General features: G+C 67.4%; 12 protein-coding genes and 1 pseudogene. 8 read left to right on the plus strand and 5 right to left on the minus strand.

Annotation, left to right across the window (positions count from 1 at the left end; genetic code table 11):
• Window positions 1-6 precede the first annotated feature (6 nt).
• Both ACZ7SW_RS01245 and ACZ7SW_RS01250 read left to right on the plus strand, forming a co-directional pair.
• Window positions 7-645 (plus strand): HNH endonuclease family protein, encoded by a 639-nt coding sequence (locus ACZ7SW_RS01245; RefSeq protein WP_470228430.1) that lies wholly within the window; start codon window positions 7-9, stop codon window positions 643-645.
• Window positions 646-694: 49 nt separating this feature from the next.
• Window positions 695-1,594 carry a glycosyl hydrolase family 18 protein gene (locus tag ACZ7SW_RS01250; protein ID WP_470228431.1) on the plus strand — a complete coding sequence of 300 codons (900 nt, stop codon included), beginning with the start codon at window positions 695-697 and terminating at the stop codon, window positions 1,592-1,594.
• Here the strand turns inward: ACZ7SW_RS01250 and ACZ7SW_RS01255 are convergent.
• A complete protein-coding gene (locus tag ACZ7SW_RS01255; RefSeq protein WP_470228432.1) occupies window positions 1,584-3,461 on the minus strand; it encodes an FAD/NAD(P)-binding protein in 1,878 nt (625 codons plus the stop codon). The two genes, ACZ7SW_RS01250 and ACZ7SW_RS01255, sit on opposite strands and share 11 nt — an antisense overlap.
• A 317-nt stretch (window positions 3,462-3,778) precedes the next feature.
• On the opposite strand from ACZ7SW_RS01255, the gene ACZ7SW_RS01260 reads away from it, so the two are divergent.
• From ACZ7SW_RS01260 to ACZ7SW_RS01270, 3 genes are all read left to right on the plus strand, one after another.
• A complete protein-coding gene (locus tag ACZ7SW_RS01260) occupies window positions 3,779-5,038 on the plus strand; it encodes an MFS transporter (RefSeq protein ID WP_470228433.1) in 1,260 nt (419 codons plus the stop codon).
• Window positions 5,039-5,361: 323 nt separating this feature from the next.
• Window positions 5,362-6,546, plus strand: a complete 1,185-nt coding sequence (locus tag ACZ7SW_RS01265; RefSeq protein ID WP_470228434.1) for a GGDEF domain-containing protein — start codon at window positions 5,362-5,364, stop codon at window positions 6,544-6,546.
• Between the two features lie 179 nt (window positions 6,547-6,725).
• Window positions 6,726-7,232, plus strand: a complete 507-nt coding sequence (locus ACZ7SW_RS01270) for a GNAT family N-acetyltransferase (RefSeq protein WP_470228435.1) — start codon at window positions 6,726-6,728, stop codon at window positions 7,230-7,232.
• Here ACZ7SW_RS01270 and ACZ7SW_RS01275 read toward each other — a convergent pair.
• Window positions 7,213-8,106 (minus strand): helix-turn-helix domain-containing protein, encoded by an 894-nt coding sequence (locus tag ACZ7SW_RS01275; RefSeq protein WP_470228436.1) that lies wholly within the window; start codon window positions 8,104-8,106, stop codon window positions 7,213-7,215. The genes ACZ7SW_RS01270 and ACZ7SW_RS01275 overlap by 20 nt on opposite strands.
• A gap of 122 nt (window positions 8,107-8,228) precedes the next feature.
• On the minus strand, window positions 8,229-8,639 hold the full coding sequence (locus tag ACZ7SW_RS01280; RefSeq protein WP_470228437.1) for a DUF3151 domain-containing protein: 411 nt from the start codon (window positions 8,637-8,639) through the stop codon (window positions 8,229-8,231).
• A 234-nt stretch (window positions 8,640-8,873) separates the two neighbouring features.
• Here ACZ7SW_RS01280 and ACZ7SW_RS01285 point away from each other — a divergent pair, with 234 nt between their 5' ends.
• Complete coding sequence (locus ACZ7SW_RS01285) at window positions 8,874-10,043, plus strand: hypothetical protein (protein WP_470228438.1); 1,170 nt, start codon at window positions 8,874-8,876, stop codon at window positions 10,041-10,043.
• Between the two features lie 12 nt (window positions 10,044-10,055).
• On the plus strand, window positions 10,056-11,978 hold the full coding sequence (locus ACZ7SW_RS01290) for a UvrD-helicase domain-containing protein (RefSeq protein WP_470228439.1): 1,923 nt from the start codon (window positions 10,056-10,058) through the stop codon (window positions 11,976-11,978).
• Here the strand turns inward: ACZ7SW_RS01290 and ACZ7SW_RS01295 are convergent.
• Complete coding sequence (locus ACZ7SW_RS01295) at window positions 11,975-13,747, minus strand: hypothetical protein (RefSeq protein ID WP_470228440.1); 1,773 nt, start codon at window positions 13,745-13,747, stop codon at window positions 11,975-11,977. The genes ACZ7SW_RS01290 and ACZ7SW_RS01295 overlap by 4 nt on opposite strands.
• A 210-nt stretch (window positions 13,748-13,957) precedes the next feature.
• On the opposite strand from ACZ7SW_RS01295, the gene ACZ7SW_RS01300 reads away from it, so the two are divergent.
• Window positions 13,958-15,379 carry an alpha-L-fucosidase gene (locus ACZ7SW_RS01300; RefSeq protein WP_470228441.1) on the plus strand — a complete coding sequence of 474 codons (1,422 nt, stop codon included), beginning with the start codon at window positions 13,958-13,960 and terminating at the stop codon, window positions 15,377-15,379.
• 9 nt (window positions 15,380-15,388) lie between these two features.
• On the opposite strand, the pseudogene ACZ7SW_RS01305 reads toward ACZ7SW_RS01300, so the two are convergent.
• Window positions 15,389-16,031: pseudogene (locus ACZ7SW_RS01305) on the minus strand (MBL fold metallo-hydrolase).
• Between the last annotated feature and the right edge of the window lie 49 nt (window positions 16,032-16,080).

Raw genomic sequence — 16,080 nt, forward strand, 5'->3', positions numbered from 1 at the left:
AGAAATATGCCGACCACTCGTACAGTTCGCAACTCTTTGACCGTCCTGGCCGGCGTCGCGCTGCTCGGCTCGGTCACGGTCGGCGTCGCCGACGCCACCCCGCCCGGCATCCCGTCGGCGGACACCGCGAAGAGCCAGCTCGCCGGTCTCACGGTGAAACCGGACGGCTCGCAAACCGGGTACAGCCGCGACAAGTTCCCGCACTGGATCGACCAGGGCAACAGCTGCAACACGCGCGAGCTGGTGCTCAAGCGCGACGGCACCAACGTGAAGGTCGGCTCCGACTGTGCCCCGACCTCGGGCACCTGGACCTCGCCGTATGACGGGGCGACCTGGAGCTCTCCGTCCGATGTGGACATCGACCACGTCGTGCCGCTCGCCGACGCGTGGCGCACCGGCGCGTCGTCGTGGACCACCGCGCAGCGACAGGCCTACGCCAACGACCTGACCGACCCGCAGCTGATCGCGGTGACCGACAACGTCAACCAGGAAAAGGGCGACAAGTCGCCGGACCAGTGGAAGCCGCCGTCCACCGGTTACTGGTGCACCTACGCCAAAATGTGGGTGACGGTCAAGGCCAAGTTCAAGCTGACCGTGAATTCGGCGGAGAAGTCTGCGCTGACGGACATGCTGGGGCGTTGCTGACGCTTTCGGCCCTACCGCGGGCACCGCTGCCGTCCTATGGTCCAAACCCATGAGGAAGATCACGGCGGCGGTGCTGGCGGTGTTCCTGGTGCTCTGCGGAGCAGTCCCGGCCACGGCGGCGACCGGACGCAGAGTTGTTGTCTACTACCAAACCACGCACCAAAACGGGTCGTACATCTCTCCGCTGGGGCTCACCGACCACGGCACCGGCGTCACCGACGTGATCGTCGGAGCCGTGCATCTCAACGACGGCGGAACCATGACGCTCAACGACGATCCGCCGTCGGACGCCAAGTTCGCGCAGATGTGGGCCGATCTCGCCACCATGCAAGGCAAAGGCGTGCACGCGCTCGCTTTCGTCGGCGGTGCGGCGAAAGGCAGCTTCCAGCGCCTGGAGCAGGACTTCGACACTTACTATCCGTTGCTGCGCACCCTGATCCGCGACCATTCGCTGTCCGGCATCGACCTCGACGTCGAGGAGCAGATGTCGAACGACGCGCTGAACCGGGTGATCGACGCGCTGCGCAGCGACTTCGGCCCGGACTTCCTGATCACCCTCGCCCCGGTCGCGACCGAACTCAGCGGCGGTGGCGGCCTTTCCGGCCTCGACTACGACCGGCTCTACCGCGAGCGCGGCGACCAGATCTCCTGGTTCAACGCCCAGTTCTACTGCGGCTGGGGTTCGCTGTCGGACACCTCGGGCTACGACCAGATCATCAGTCACGGCGTCGTCCCGGCGAGCAAGGTCGTCGCGGGAACTGTCACGAATCCGGCTAACTGCAACGGTTACGTCGATATGCCGACGCTAAAGAACACCGTCAGCAGTCTTGTCCAGAAGTATCCGGACTTCGGCGGCATCGACGGTTGGGAGTACTTCAACTCGCTGCCCGGCGACACCGCGGCGCCGTGGGAGTGGGCGCAGCAAATCGCGCCGACAGTCAAGGGTTAGCCAGCCGCAGGATTTCCCTTGCCAGCGCGTCGTTCTGCCGGAATGAGATCGCATTCGTGCGCGGTCGGGTAAAAGCGCCCGCTGATCGGACACTCGTGTGCGGGCCGACCGCGAACCGCGTCGGATGCGCGGTTCCGTCCACAGTGACCAGACGGAAGTCGTTGAGCGTCGTGGCAATCCGCCCGGACGGCAAGTTCGCACCGTCGACGTCCGGCACGGTTTCCTCCGCCAGCGCTCCGGTGTCCCGCAGGCTGCGCAACAGCGGGTCGGACACTCGCGGGACACTGGCGTTCGGCAGTCGCGCCTCGATCAACGTGCGTGCGGCGACAGTGTCCGGATGGCTGGCGCTCGAGGCGACGAACGTCCTGGCCGTCTCGTCAGCGTCGATCGAGATGTCCGCGCCAAGGAACGACACGACGCCAGCGTCCTCAAGTGCGAGCAGTTCGTCGAGCCGACGCGGCGGTGGACCGCTTGCGTAGTAAGAGAAGAACCCGTGGAACCAGCCGTCCATATCGGACACTTGAGAGGCGGCGGTCAGGCGTCCGGTGGCGAGCAGCACGGGCAGCTGACCGATCACCGACAGCAGCGCCATAAACGCGCCGAGGTCCGCACTGTGGTGCACATCCGCCCGTCGTGCGAGGTCGGACTCGATGTATTTCCGCACCGCTTTTCCGAATTCCTCACCGGAAGCGAACCGGCGGCCAGCGAAGGGACGATCCAACCGCTCCAGGTCGAGCCGGTCCTCCAGCGCAGGCACCGCGGCCGCGATCAGAGCGTCCATTTCGGACGTTCCCCACGGCAGGTCGGCGAATTTGTCCGCGAAGACCGCGAAATCCGTACGCACGCGATCCGGATGCCCGGTGAACAGCTCGGTGTAATACGCCCAGGCGAGTTCCTTCGCGATCAGCGGCCACACGTCCGCGCGAAAGTCGAGCGGACCGGTCAGCCCATCGATGGCGCGCTTGTCGAAGAATCTGGGAATCTGCAACGGTTTCCCGCGCAGTCGGTAGCCGGTTTTCGCGTGATACGGCACCCCTCGCCGGGACCCGACGCGCAGCACCGGCTCGGCGCCGCTCGGGTGGTACCGCAGACCGCCGCACGGCAGCTCCTCGAACCGGCCGCCGCGACCCTCCGTCAGCAACAGCATCAGATCCACGAACGCGAGTCCGAAACCGCGCACTAGCACCGGTTCTCCGGCGGGCACAGCGAAATAGTCGACGTCCGCGGTGTAGCCAGCGGGGTAGTAGGCCAGCTCGTGTTGCTCGGCGAACGCCTCCAGTTCTCGTTCGCGAGAATCGGGGACCGCGTCGAGATGGCCGACGGTCAGCACTACGGCGTCGGCAGTCACGGTCGTGCCGTCGGAAAGCCGCACGGTCTCGTCGCTGTCGATGCTCTCGGCCGTGGCGAGGTGCTCGATAACCGTGATGCCGGACGGCAATTCAGCGACCACCTTGCGGTAGAACCACTCCAGGTACCGGCTCTGCAACCGCCGGGTCGGGAAGTCCGTGGAGGCCAGGGACTCGAACTCGGCGCGGACGTCGTCCGGCACCGGATACGCCAGGGTGCCCGCGCGCACCTGCCGCACCCACTCGATCAGCGACGGGCCCGGCCGCACCGGGCCGTCGATCCGGACGGTGTCGTCGGTGAAGACGGTGACGTCCTCGGGCATCGAGTTCATCCGCAGCAGCGGCGACTGCTCGTACCGCCACACCCGGCCGGGGCCGGGCGGGAACGGGTCGATGAGATGGACTTCGGCTTGCCGGTCGCCGAGCAGTTCGGCAGCGTTCGCGGACAGCCGTTCGAGGACGCCGACCCCGCGAGGTCCGGCGCCCACGATGGCGAGCGTGAACGTCGGGAGAGCGGTCACCCGGGCGAAGCTACGCGGCTGGGTGGCCGGACGGCGGCCGTTCCACACTGCGGACGATTCACCCGAACGGATGTGGCACAAACCACAAAGATCGAAGCGGCCCCGGAGGAGAGTGCGGAGCGCTATCGTCTGGACACGTGGCGAACTGACCGTGACCTGTCGGATACCGGCTAAAGAACCTAGAGAATCACCAACAGTCACGAGACACTGAGCTTGACAACTCACTTCGTGTGACCGGCCCGTGACCAGGAGGATCTAGGGTCACCCGTTGGTCACTAGTGCGGCACAGTCCGCACACAGCAGCGGGGAGAACACGCATGACGACAGCACCACACCGGGTCACGTTCCGCGAGGTGTTCGGAGTCGCCGAGTTCCGCGCGATGTGGTTCGGCGAACTGCTGTCGATCGCCGGTGACCAGCTCGCCCGCGTCGCGTTGTCCGTCCTCGTCTACGCCAACACCGGTTCCGCGACGCTGACCGGCCTGACGTACGCACTCACGTTCTTCCCGTCGCTGCTGGGCGGCATCTTCCTCACCGGACTCGCCGACCGCTTCCCGCGCCGGGCGGTCATGGTGACCGTCGACCTCACGCGCGCGGCGCTGATTCTGTGCGTTGCCATTCCCGGACTGCCGTTCTGGGCACTATGCGTGCTCGTCGGCTGTGTTTCCCTGCTGAATCCGCCGTTCAAGGCGTCTCAGCTGGCCTTGCTGCCGCAGGTGCTCGAAGGCGACCGCTTCGTGGTCGGCATGGGCATCCGGAGCATGACGGTCCAATCCGCGCAGCTGCTCGGTTTCGCCGGCGGTGGCGCGCTGCTGCTCACGATGGACGCCCGCCTCGCCCTGGTGCTCGACGCGGGCACGTTCCTGCTCTCCGCGCTCTTCCTCCGCTTCGGACTGAAATCCCGCCCCGCAGCGGCCAGCGGGGAAAAGCGCAAGCCGTTCCTCTCCTCGCTGAGCGCGGGCGGCAAGGTCGCCTTCGCGACCAGTGCGCTGCGGTCCCTGATGGTCTTCACGTGGCTCGCCGGCCTGATGCCGGTGTACGAGGGCATTGCCGCGCCCTACGTCGCCTCCTCGGGCGGCGGGTCCGAAATGATCGGCTTCCTGCTCGCCGCCGACCCGGTGGGCAGCGTGATCTTCACCTTCATCTACACGCGCTGGGTTCCCGCCGGGATCCGGCCGAAGCTGATCGGCCCGATGACCGCGCTCGCCGCGATCCCGCTGCTGCTGTGTTTCCTGCAGCCGGGCCCGATCGTTTCGGTGATCCTGTTCGTGATCTCCGGCGGCTTCGGCACGATCGCGCTGCTGCAGGCGACGGCCTCGCTGACGGTCGCGGTTCCGGACGAGAGCCGGGCTCAGACGATGGGGCTTTCGAACACCGGATTGACCACCACAATGGGCGTGACGCCGTTGATCGGCGGGGTCATCGCGGACCACGTGAGCGCGCAGACGACGGTCGGAATCTTCGGATTGGCCGGGCTGCTCATCACGATTCCCCTCGCGATCGCGTGGCAGCGGACCGTTTCCGGGCAGGCCAAAGAGGGGTCTGCGAAGGAAGCCACACGCGCCGAACATGCCTGATTACCCCGACATGCCCCGCGCGTGAGGCTCTGACCTGCGCGACCTTGCGGTGCTGCTACGCGGTCACTGTTCCTTGCTGCGCATCGCTGGTCACCCTTCATCCGGCGTGTTCGGGAAAAATGTACACACCTAAGGCCCTTGTGGACAGGCGGCAAACGGTCTGAAACTGTGAGTAAGGCGAGTGTCACTGGAGATCCGCGCAAGACCCGGGGGGAAGAATGGTCACATTGGGGGAATTTTCTGGTCTGGGGCTGCGCGATGCGGTCTCCCGGTGGTCGCTCTGGACTCGGCCGCGGCAATGGGTCGCGGTCACGCTGACGAGCATGGCCGTCACGGTGGTGCTCACCGTGGTGAGCACGCTGGTGTTCCCGGTCAGCCTCAGCCAGATCGGCATCCTCGGCATGCTCGCAGGGCTGGCGATCGCGCAGACCGAGGTCACGCGGCAGATCGAACGGCAGCGCCGGATGTTGAGCCAGGGCCCGCACATCACCGTGACCTCGGTATGGCTGCTCCCGGCGGCGCTGCTGGTGCCGCCGCAGCTGGTGGCCGCGCTGGGCGTGATCATCTACGTCTACCTGGCGTTCCGCAGCTGGAACGGCACGCGCCCCGGTGAGGCGCACCGCGTCGCGGCCAACGCGACCACGATGATCCTCTCCGGCTTCGGCGCCGCGCTGGCCGGACATCTCGCGAACGGCCACAGCGTCACCACCGTGGTGGCGGGCGCGCTCGGCTATTTCCTGGTCAACACCGCACTGACCGGCCTTGGTCTGTACCTGACCGACCCGGCGAAGGCGACCGCCGAGTCCTGCCTCGGCACGATGGACGACAACCTGCTGGAACTGGCGACCCTGTGCGTCGGCGGGCTGCTGGTGATGGTGCTGAGCCAGGAACCGCTGCTGTCGGTGCTGGTGATCCTGCCGCTGTACGTGCTGCAGCGCTCGATGCTGATCAAGCGGCTCGAGGAACTCGCGACCACGGACCAGAAGACGCAGCTGCTCAACGCCACGACCTGGCAGGACGGCGCGCAGCGCGAGATTTCCCGTGCCGAGCGCGAGAACGGCAGCTTCGGCGCGCTGATGATCGACCTCGACCACTTCAAGCGGATCAACGACACTTACGGCCACCTCGCGGGCGACGACGTGCTCAAAGCCGTTGCCGCGGTGGTGAAACAGGAGACGCGGGCCCACGACCTCGTCGGCCGGTTCGGCGGCGAGGAGTTCGTCGCGCTGCTGCCGTCGACGTCGAAGGAAGACGCGATCGTGACGGCGCAACGGATCCGGCAGCGCATCAGCGAGCTGGTGATCCCGACGCAGACGAACGAAGGCGTATCGGTCGCGATCGAAAACCGCACCGCGTCGATCGGGGTGGCGGCGTTCCCGCTAGACGGGGCAAGTATCGAGGAAGTGATGGCCGCGGCCGACGCCGCGGTGTATGCGGCGAAGAACAGCGGCCGCAACCGGGTCGTCGGCTCGGTAGCCCCAACCCGGGAACTCGCGGCGGTCGCCTGACGGCCTCGGACCCGGCCGGCACCCTCCCCCGGCCGGCCGGGTCATCCTTCGCGAGCCATCAGCACCAGGACGGCTCAGCTCAACTCGCCGCAGCGGAGCTTCCTGCGAGCTCGTGGCTGCCCGCGAGTTCTTCACGCAACTATGCAAGCAAGCCTCCCGCGACCTCCGGAACTTCGGAAATGACACCTGTGCCGGTCACCGGGATCCGCCCAGCCCGCGTCGACGAATTCGCCGCCGTCGCCGCGTTGCGCTGGCGGTGGGTCGCGGACCAGGACGGCCTGCCGGAACGCGACCGGGCCGAATTCGTCCGCGAGTTCGCCGCCTGGGCTCGCGCGCACGCCGAAACGCATCGCTGTCTGGTCGCGGTACGGGACGAGCAAGTTCTCGGGATGGCCTTCCTCGCCCTCACTCCCAGAGTGCCGACGCCGCATGACTTTTCGCGGATCTGCGGCGACGTGCAATGCGTGTACGTCGTGCCGGAAGCACGCGACAGTGGCGTCGGCGGTCTCCTGATCGAGGCGACGCTGCGGCTGGCCGCGGAATTCGGGTTGGAGCGGGTGACCGTGCATTCCTCGGACCGCGCGATCCCGGCCTATCTGCGGCACGGATTCTCGGTGTCGGGAAATCTGCTCCACAGCGAACTGCGGATCGCGACCGACCGGACGGCTAACCGAACGTATTCCTAGGCCCCTCGGTGGTTTTCCCCTGCGCGAGCTCCCGGAAGTGCTGTGCGGTGTGCTGCACGAACGCCGCCGATTGGCGGGAGTCCAGGGAGAAATCGCGGATCCGGTCCGCGACTTCGCAGTAGGTGTCGTTCCCCTCGTCGAGGAGGAAGGCCCCCGAGTGCTGGTGCTCGAAGTAGACGATCGGATCGCCGACCTCCACGTAGTACACGCAAAACCGCCCGGCCAGTCCCGAATGCCCGCCGCTGCTGCCGGGCACGACGCGGACCGACAGCTTCGCCGACGTCGCCATCAGGTCGGCGAGAAACCGGAGCTGCCGGGCCATCGTCGAAGGCCCGCCGACCGGATTGCGCAACGCCGCCTCGCCCAGCAGCACCTCGCACGGGATCGCGCCGGGGCCGACCACCAGCGGACGGCGCATCATCCGGAGCTCCGCCTGGCGTTCCGCGTCCTTCAGCGGCAATCCGTCGGCGAGGAACAACGCCCGCGCGTAATCCGGGATCTGCAGCAGCCCCGGCAGGAGCAGCGGCTGCCATTCGACGACCGACGTCGCGGCGCGTTCGCAGGCGAGCAGCCCGCCGAGGTGGTCCGGGTCGGACTGTTTGCCTCGGGCGACCCAGCCCGGTTCGGCGGTGCCGCGCGCCAGTTGCAGGATCCGCTGTTTCTCCGCACCCACGACGCCGAGCGCGCCGAGGATGCCCGCGACGTCCTCCAGCGCGGGAACCCGTTGTCCCAGCTCCCAGTTCGACACCAGCGCAGGGTTGGTGCCGACTCGCCGGGCGAGTTCGCGCAGTCCGAAACGGGCGTCGACCCTGGCCTCGCGCAGTGCGGTGCCGAGGGTGCGGATCCGGGGGGTGAGCATGGCCGTGCCTCGCATGGCCGCCTTTGTAGGTGTCACCAAATGCGAACACCTCTAGCTGTCACCCGAAGGTGGGCAACGGACCGGTCGCGCCCTGGTTTTCCGGGGCGCGACCGGCGGCCCACGTCACTTCGGACCGGTCACTTCAAACCGGTCGCCTCGGCCGCGGCCGGGTCGGAGTCGGCGAGGAACGTCTTGCAGCGTTCGTACTCCTCGGATTCGCCGATGCGGCCCGCGGCGGTGCCGAGCACGGCGAGCGCGCGCAGGAAACCCTGGTTCGGCCGGTGCGCCCACGGCACCGGGCCGAAGCCCTTCCAGCCGGCCCGGCGCAGCTGGTCGAGGCCGCGGTGGTAGCCGGTGCGGGCGTAGGCGTACGCGGCGACGGTCTCGCCGTCGGCGAGCGCGCGTTCGGCGAGCGTGGCCCAGGCCTCGCTGTAGTCGGGGTGTTCGGCGGCCACGGCGGACGGGTCCGTCCCGGAGTCGAGCGCGGCCTGCGCGTCGGTGTGCTCGGGCAGCAGCGTGGGCTCGGGGCCCAGCAGGTTGTGCGTCATGCCGCCATTGTGCCCACGATGTCCTCGGGTCAGAGGAACAGGCTGGTCAGCACGCCTCCGCCGGCCAGCACGAGGGCTGCGATCAGCACGGCGGCGACGGCTCGTTTCGGCATCATGGGCCGACACCCTGCCGTGCCGGGCCGGGCGGGGGCAAGTCCGCCACCCGTAGGGGTGAACCCCGGTTTTTGCCCCTTCTCCCGCCGCGGGGTCTTGCGGCAGTGGATGATGGCGCCTATGACGAAGGCGGTTGAAGACGTCGCCGGCCCCGCGGTCCCGCGCGGACCAGTGGGCAAGACGAGGCTTTTCTTCGCGACGCACTGGCACCGCGGCGCACCGGGGCAGCCGACTCCGGCGTGGGTGCTGCGGTTCTGTTACGGCATGTGGCTGACCGCGTTCGCGTTCAAGCTGGTCGGGTCGTCGTGGGACATGTCGTGGCACTTCAAGTGGCTGCGCGACGACCTCGCCCCGCCGCACCTGATCAACACCGTCGGCACGGTGATCATCATCGTGCTGGTGGCGATCCACAGCTACACCGGCCTCGGCTGCGACCGGCGCTCGCTGCGGCTCATGCAGGCCGGGCTGATCGTGTTCCTGGTCGCCGCGCCGCTCGACGTGATCAACCACCGCGTGAACGGCCTCGACCTGACCGCGTGGAGCCCGTCGCACCTGATGCTGTACCTCGGCACCGGCATCATGCAGGCCGGCGTCCTGCTCGGCTGGCTGCGGCTGGCCCCGCCGGGCCGCTTCCGCACCGGGGTGCTGCTCGCGCTGTGGGCGTTCTTCCTGGAGAACACCTTCTTCCCGAACGGACAGCAGGAGTACGGCATCCTCGGCCTGCGGGCCTGGGAACGCGGCGCGCCCGAGGCGGAGCCGACGCTGCTTTCCTTCGCCGCCAACCAGATCGGCCACCCGGTCGACCGGGCCGCGGTGGTGCACTTCACGATGCCGATCCCGGAGTGGGTTTATCCGCTGTGGGGAATCGGGGTTTCGGCGCTGATCCTGGTGCTGGCCCGCAAGACCGTCGGACAGCGCTGGGCCGGGCTGACCGTGGCCGGCGCGTATGTCGCGTACCGGTGCGTGATGTGGCCGCTGCTGCTGGCGCTGGGCTTCCCGGTGTCGACGGTGCCGTTCTATCTGCTGGCTGTCGGCCTGGCGGTGGATCTGGCCTTCCTGCTGCCCCGGCCTGCGCTGGCGGGCTCGGTGTTGGTGACGGTGCTCGGGTATGGCGCGTTCTGGGTGCAGTCTCAGTTGCGTCCTTGGCTGCTCGGTGACGCGCACACGGAATCGGCGCCGCCGGTGGCGTATTGGACGGCTTTGGTCGCCGTGGTGGCGGTGTTCGCGTTGTGGGCCGGGGCCGGCCCGGCGAAGGAATGGCGGGCTTCGCGGCGCACGGTCGCGGCGTAACGCGGGGGTTCGGTGGGGCTCAGCGCGCATGCCCGGCGGCAGGTCCAGCAACAGGCCACGAAGCTGATCGCGGCGCGGTTCCGGGATCCCTTACGGCGCAACACGTTGGCCGGGTTGCTGGAGCGGACCGCCGAAGGCTGGCACCTGGCGGTGCGCACCGGGGACCCGGGAACCGCCGATGCCTTCCTGATCGGGCGCGCCGGGGTGTTCGCAGTTGTTGTCACCGATCCGCCGCCGGACGAAACGACGATGCGAGAGGTGGCCCGGGACGCGGAAGAACGGTTCGCCGGACTGCCCGGCCCGGGCGGGCAGCGCATCGCCCGGAGCGCGGTGACCCTGGTCGTGATCGGCGGCTCGGGGTCATCGCCGGGGGCCGCCGGGCCGTTCTGGTCGTTGCCCGCGGCCAGACTGGACCAGCTTTTCCGGCGCGACACGGTGCATCTGACCGCTCGGCAAGCCGCCAGGATCGCTTCGGGGCTCGCCGCCCGGTTGCGTGGCTACAAGTGGCTGACGGTCGCGGCTCCGGAAAAGGCGGCCGAGACGTCCGAGCTGCTCTCGGCGGAGAGCGTCGCGGACGACCAGCTGCTCGCGGCGGTGGAGCGGCCGTTCGAGACGTGGATGACGTTCCTGCATCCCGACCAGGCCGCACTGGCGTCGCGCAACTATTCCGGCCCGGCGCGGATCAGCGGTCCGGCCGGGACCGGGAAGACGGTGGTCGCTCTGCACCGCATGCGGCACGTCGGCCGCCGGAGCACCGGTCCGCTGCTGTTCACGACGTTCGTGCGCACCCTGCCGCCGGTCAACGAGACCACGTTCCGGCGGCTGGCCCCGGAGCTGGCGGGCCGGGCGCAGTTCGTCAGCCTGCACGCCTGGGCCCGGGCGTTCCTCGCCGGGCGCGGTATCCAGTTGAACACCAATCCGAGGCTCACCAAGGACGCGTTCGCGCGCGCTTGGACGCAGCATCGCGAACCCCTTGAGCGGCTGGGGCCGAACTACGACTACTGGGAGACCGAGGTCCAGCGCATCATCAAGGGCCAGGGCATCGCGACGTTGGAGAGGTACCAGTCCATCCACCGTGCCCGGCGCGGGCTCCGGCTCGATCGGGGGCAACGAGCGAAGGTCTGGCAGCTGTACGAGACGTACTCGCAAAATCTGGCCGCGAACGGGCTGTCCGACTTCCACGACCTGCTGTCCCGGGCGAGCACTGAACTCGAACGGCAGCCTCTCGAAGAGCCGTATGCGTCCGTCGTGGTTGACGAAGCGCAGGACATGACTCTCACCGGTCTGCGGCTGTTGCGCACGATCGCTGGTGACGGGCCGAATCAGCTGCTGCTCGTGGGCGACGGACAGCAGCAGGTCTACCCCGGTGGTTGGCGGCTGTCCGACGCGGGGATCCCGATCCAAGGCCGCGGCGAAGTGCTTCGGGTCAACTACCGCAACCGCACGGGCATTCTCGACTTCGCTCGGCGGATCAACGCGGTGGACGATTTGGACGGTGCGGCGGGGGTCGCGCTGCGCGACGCGGATTCGGTCAACGAAGGCGGCGTCGTGAAGTCGTGGACCGGCACGCAGGCCGAGCTTCCGGACGCGCTGACTGCCGCCGTCCGGGACCTGGCCATTCCGCGCGGCGAGACCGCGCTGATCACCTTCAGCAACGCGGATGCCGAGCTGTGCCGGCGCTTCCTGGAATCCGCCGGGATCACCACGCGGGCGCTCGAACGTTACGTCGGGGAGGCCGAGGACCGGCTGCACGTCGGGACCGTGCACCGGGCGAAGGGGCTCGACTTTCGCGCGGTGCTGGTCGTCCAATTGCCGCGTCCTTCGCCGGAAGACCCTGCCGAGCAAGAGGAACAGCGGGAGTTGCTCAGCAGGCAGCGGCTGGTCGCCGCCACCCGGGCACGGGACTTTCTCTGGTGGGGCGTCGTACCGTCCTAACTGGACAGAAGACGGCGGTAGTGCTCGGTGGCCGGTTTGATGCCGTGGTCCGGGTCGGCGTTGTACAGCCCGTCCGGCCCCTTCGGACCGAAGCTGTACGGCTGATACAGCGTGGCGCAGGACGGTTCGGTCTCGGCAAGTCGTTGCCAGCGTTGCCATTCCGCGTCGTAGCGGGCCAGGTGGTAGCGCATGGCGGCTTTGTCGTATCCGCCATTCTGGTCGCCTACATAGCCGCGCAGCATCACTTCCCAGCCGTGACGCACTACGCGGTGCCAGGATTGGCCGTAGCGCGCGGACACTCGCAGGTACGTCCGGTCGGCGTGGTTGCGCAGCGGGAGCGTGTCGGACAGCGCGACGATTTCGTCCCACATCCGGGCCGCTTGGGATTTCTCGGCGAGCACCGGTTCCACCCGGCCTTGTGCGACTATTGCCGCATAATCACTGGTCAGGTCCTTGTCGGAGCCGCCGAGGAACTGGTCGCGGGTCCACATCAGCCTGCCCATCGGGTGCACCACGCTGTAATGCCCGCGCAGCACGGCGGCTGCCGACAGCAGCGCGAGGCGGCGGAAACGGCGGACTTGTTCGCCACGCAAGCCGAGCCGCGTCGTCGCGTATTCGGCGAACGCGCCTTCCTCGCCGAGGCCGGTGTCGCGGGTCCAGCGGGCGATCACCCAGGTGTTGAGGTCGCACCACAATTCGTTGTGGAGATACGGTCCGCGCCAGCCGCCGCCGCGAGACCAGGTCCAGATTCCGGCGATGATGGGGTTGTCGGCCACCTCCGCGAGCCCGATCGGGCCGGTCCGCGGTTGGGTGCGGAATTCTTCGAAACCGTTGACCACGCCGTCGATCACGTAGTTCGGGAACGCGCCCTTTCCCTCGTACTCGCGCTGGCATTCCACCTCGATGATCTGCCGGTGCTTCCCGACGCCGATGGTGCGGTTGAACGGGATGGTCCGCCAGAAGTCTTTCGCGGTGTGCTTGATCGAGAAGACCAGGTTTTCGTGCGTTTCGACCTGGTCGGTCACCTGGCGGTAGAAGTCCGGGTCGCTGGTCAGTTTGTCGCTGCCGGTGGACCAGGTGCGGTAGAAGACTCGCTTGCCGCGCAGGCACATCTCGTCACGCAGGATGCCGAGCAGCGTCAGATGGCTCGCGGCACCGTTGGTGATCGGGTTGTTTCCGGTGTGGAACGGCACGTTCTGCACGTACGTCTCGCCGGTGCGCACGACGATTCCGTCCAGACCGGGGAAACGGGCGCAGATCTCGCGCAGCATCAGGCGGTGGATTTGCTGAGTGAGCGGACGGTCGAAGCTGATTCTGCCTTGACTGTCGAGGACTTGGTCGCCATATAGCTCGACCAGGCGTTTCGGCAGGACGATGATGTCGGTGAAGAAATACGCCGCGATACCTGCCGCGTGCGCCCGCGCGATATGTGCGTCGATCTTCTTCGCAGTAGCTTCGACCCAGGCGCGACCCGGTGAGTTCTCTGGGAAAATGCGCTCGTCGAACGTGTCGAAGGTGATCGCGGTCTGCGGCGGCGTGAACTCGTTGATCACCTGACCGTCGTAGCCGTAGCTCTTCAGCGTCGCAGAATCGTTGAAGCGACTGGAAAACAGCGGCTCCCCGGGGTTGTTCTGGACCATGTCGAGCAGGAACGGCAACCGTCGCCCGGCGGGTTTCGCGAAGGCTGTGCCAGTGGTGGCCGCGAGAGCCGCGAGGGCGACCCCACCACGCAACGCCGTCCGCCGGCTGGTTTCCCACGCTGCGCCCATGCCTGCGGCCTCCAAGATCAGAATAGATCTGATGTATTTCCCTTGAGAGTAAGAAAGGCCCGGATTCGCGTCAACCGCCATCCCGCAGCATTCATGCTTGTGAAAACTTGTCTTGGCCAGACAGGATCCTTGCCCCGACCTTCCCGGAGCTGGTACCTCTGAAGGACCGATACATCCGATGACCGCCGCCGCAACGGGAGTGGATGCGTCATGGACCAGCCAAGAATCAGCCGCCGCAGCGTGCTCGCCGCAGCGGGTGCCGCCGGACTGCTCGGACTCACCGCGACCCCGGCATCCGCCGCCCCCGCCGCCACCCCGTGGTACCCCTCCGCCAAATTCGGCATCTTCATCCACTGGGGTGCCTACTCAGCCGCAGCCTGGGGCGACGCCAAACACGCCGCGGAGTGGTACCTGTACGCCATGAACGTCACGGATCCCGCGCGCGGCACCGGAACCCGTGACCACCACCTGAAAACCTACGGCGCGGATTTCGCGTACGACCAGTTCATCCCACGCTTCACCGCCCGCCGCTACAACCCGCACTCCTGGGTGCGCCTGTTCGAACAAGCCGGAGCCCGGTACTTCGTCCTGACCTCCAAACACCACGACGGTTTTCAGCTGTTCCGCAACACCGTCTCCGACCGCAATTCCGTCCGCCTCGGCCCAGGCCGCGACCTGGTCGGCGAACTCTTCTCGGCTGCCGCACACACCCGCCTCAAACGCGGCCTCTACTACTCGCTGGGCGAGTTCTACAACCCCGCGCTCGGCACCGCCCCCAGAAACCCTTACACCGGCGCGGAAATCGACTACACCGGCTACCGCCCAGTCACCGACTACGTGACACAATACGAGCACGCACACCTGAAAACCCTCATCGACCAGTACGACCCCGACCTGCTGTGGGCAGACGGCCAGGGCTACCACGAATTCGGCGGCGGCCCGATCTTCCGGCCGAAGAACTGGGACTGGCGCAGCGACGAAATCCTGTCCTATTACTACCGCAATGCCGCCGACCGCCCGCACCCGAAGAGCGTCCTGGCAAACGACCGCTTCGAGGCTTCGCACGCGGATTTCGCTACCGTGGAAGGGGATAACAAGAAGTACGTCCTCCGGCCCGATCCGTGGGAAGCCTGCCTGAACATCGGAAAATCCTGGGGGTACAACGAAAACGAGGATCCCGCGAAGATCAAATCATCCGTGCAGCTGATCCGCCTTCTGGCCGAAGTGGTGAGCAAGAACGGAAACCTGCTGCTCAACATCGGCCCACGCGAGGACGGCACGATCGCGGACTGGATGAGTTCGCGCCTGCTGGACATGGGCCGCTGGCTGCGCCTGAACGGCCGCGCGATCTACGGTTCGACGCCCTGGACCCGGGCAATGGACGGCGACCTCTGCTACACCCGCACGCGCGGAGCGTTCCACCTGATCCCGCTCCAATGGCCCGGCGCGCGGCTTCTTGTGCCGGGGGATGTTCCGATCGGTGACCGGTCGCAGGTCCGACTTCTGGGAGGACATTCCCGGCCGTTGTCGTGGACGCGGACGGCGGAGGGGGTCGTGATTGATCTGCCTCGACGTCGGACGGATGACTTCACCGACGAGTTCCCGGCGGTGCTTTCGGTGACGGATTGGTGATCGGACCGTTCACCAGCCGCGTTCGCGCCACTCGGGAAGCTTCGGACGTTCCGCGCCCAGCGTGGAATCGCCGCCATGCCCCGGGTAGAACCACGTCTCGTCCGGCAACTCCCCGAAGATCTTCTCCTCCACGTCCTTGAGCAACGACGCAAACCGGGCCGGGTCCTTCTCCGTATTACCGATTCCGCCCGGAAACAGCGAATCACCGGTGAAGACGTGCGGAAACCCTTCCGGGTCGCGGTAAACGAGCGCGATGCTGCCGGGCGAATGGCCGACGAGGTGCCGCGCCGTCAGCTCGACCTCGCCGACTCGGATGGTGTCGCCGTCCGATGCGTGCCTTGATCCTGTCGATGTCGTCGCGGCCAGCATAAGTACGGGCACCGGTTGCCTCCGCGACTTCCGCGAGCGCGATCCAATGGTCCCAATGCTGGTGCGTCGTCACGATCGACGCGAGACCGTCGTCGCCGGCCAGGGTGAGGAGGGTTTGCGAGTCGGCGGCCGCGTCGATGAGCAACTGTTCGCCGGTGGCGCGGCAGCGCAGCAGGTAAGCGTTGTTGTCGATCGTGCCGACTGAGACTTTCGAGATGGTCAAGCCGCTGGTCTCCCGCACGTCAGCTGGGCCGCCGATGGTCACTACTCCGGTGTAGGCCATGGAGTTCCTCCCTCGTCACGGTCCAGCCAACCGATGCGGCGCGAAGCCG

This window comes from Amycolatopsis sp. NPDC114484, from assembly GCF_055633755.1.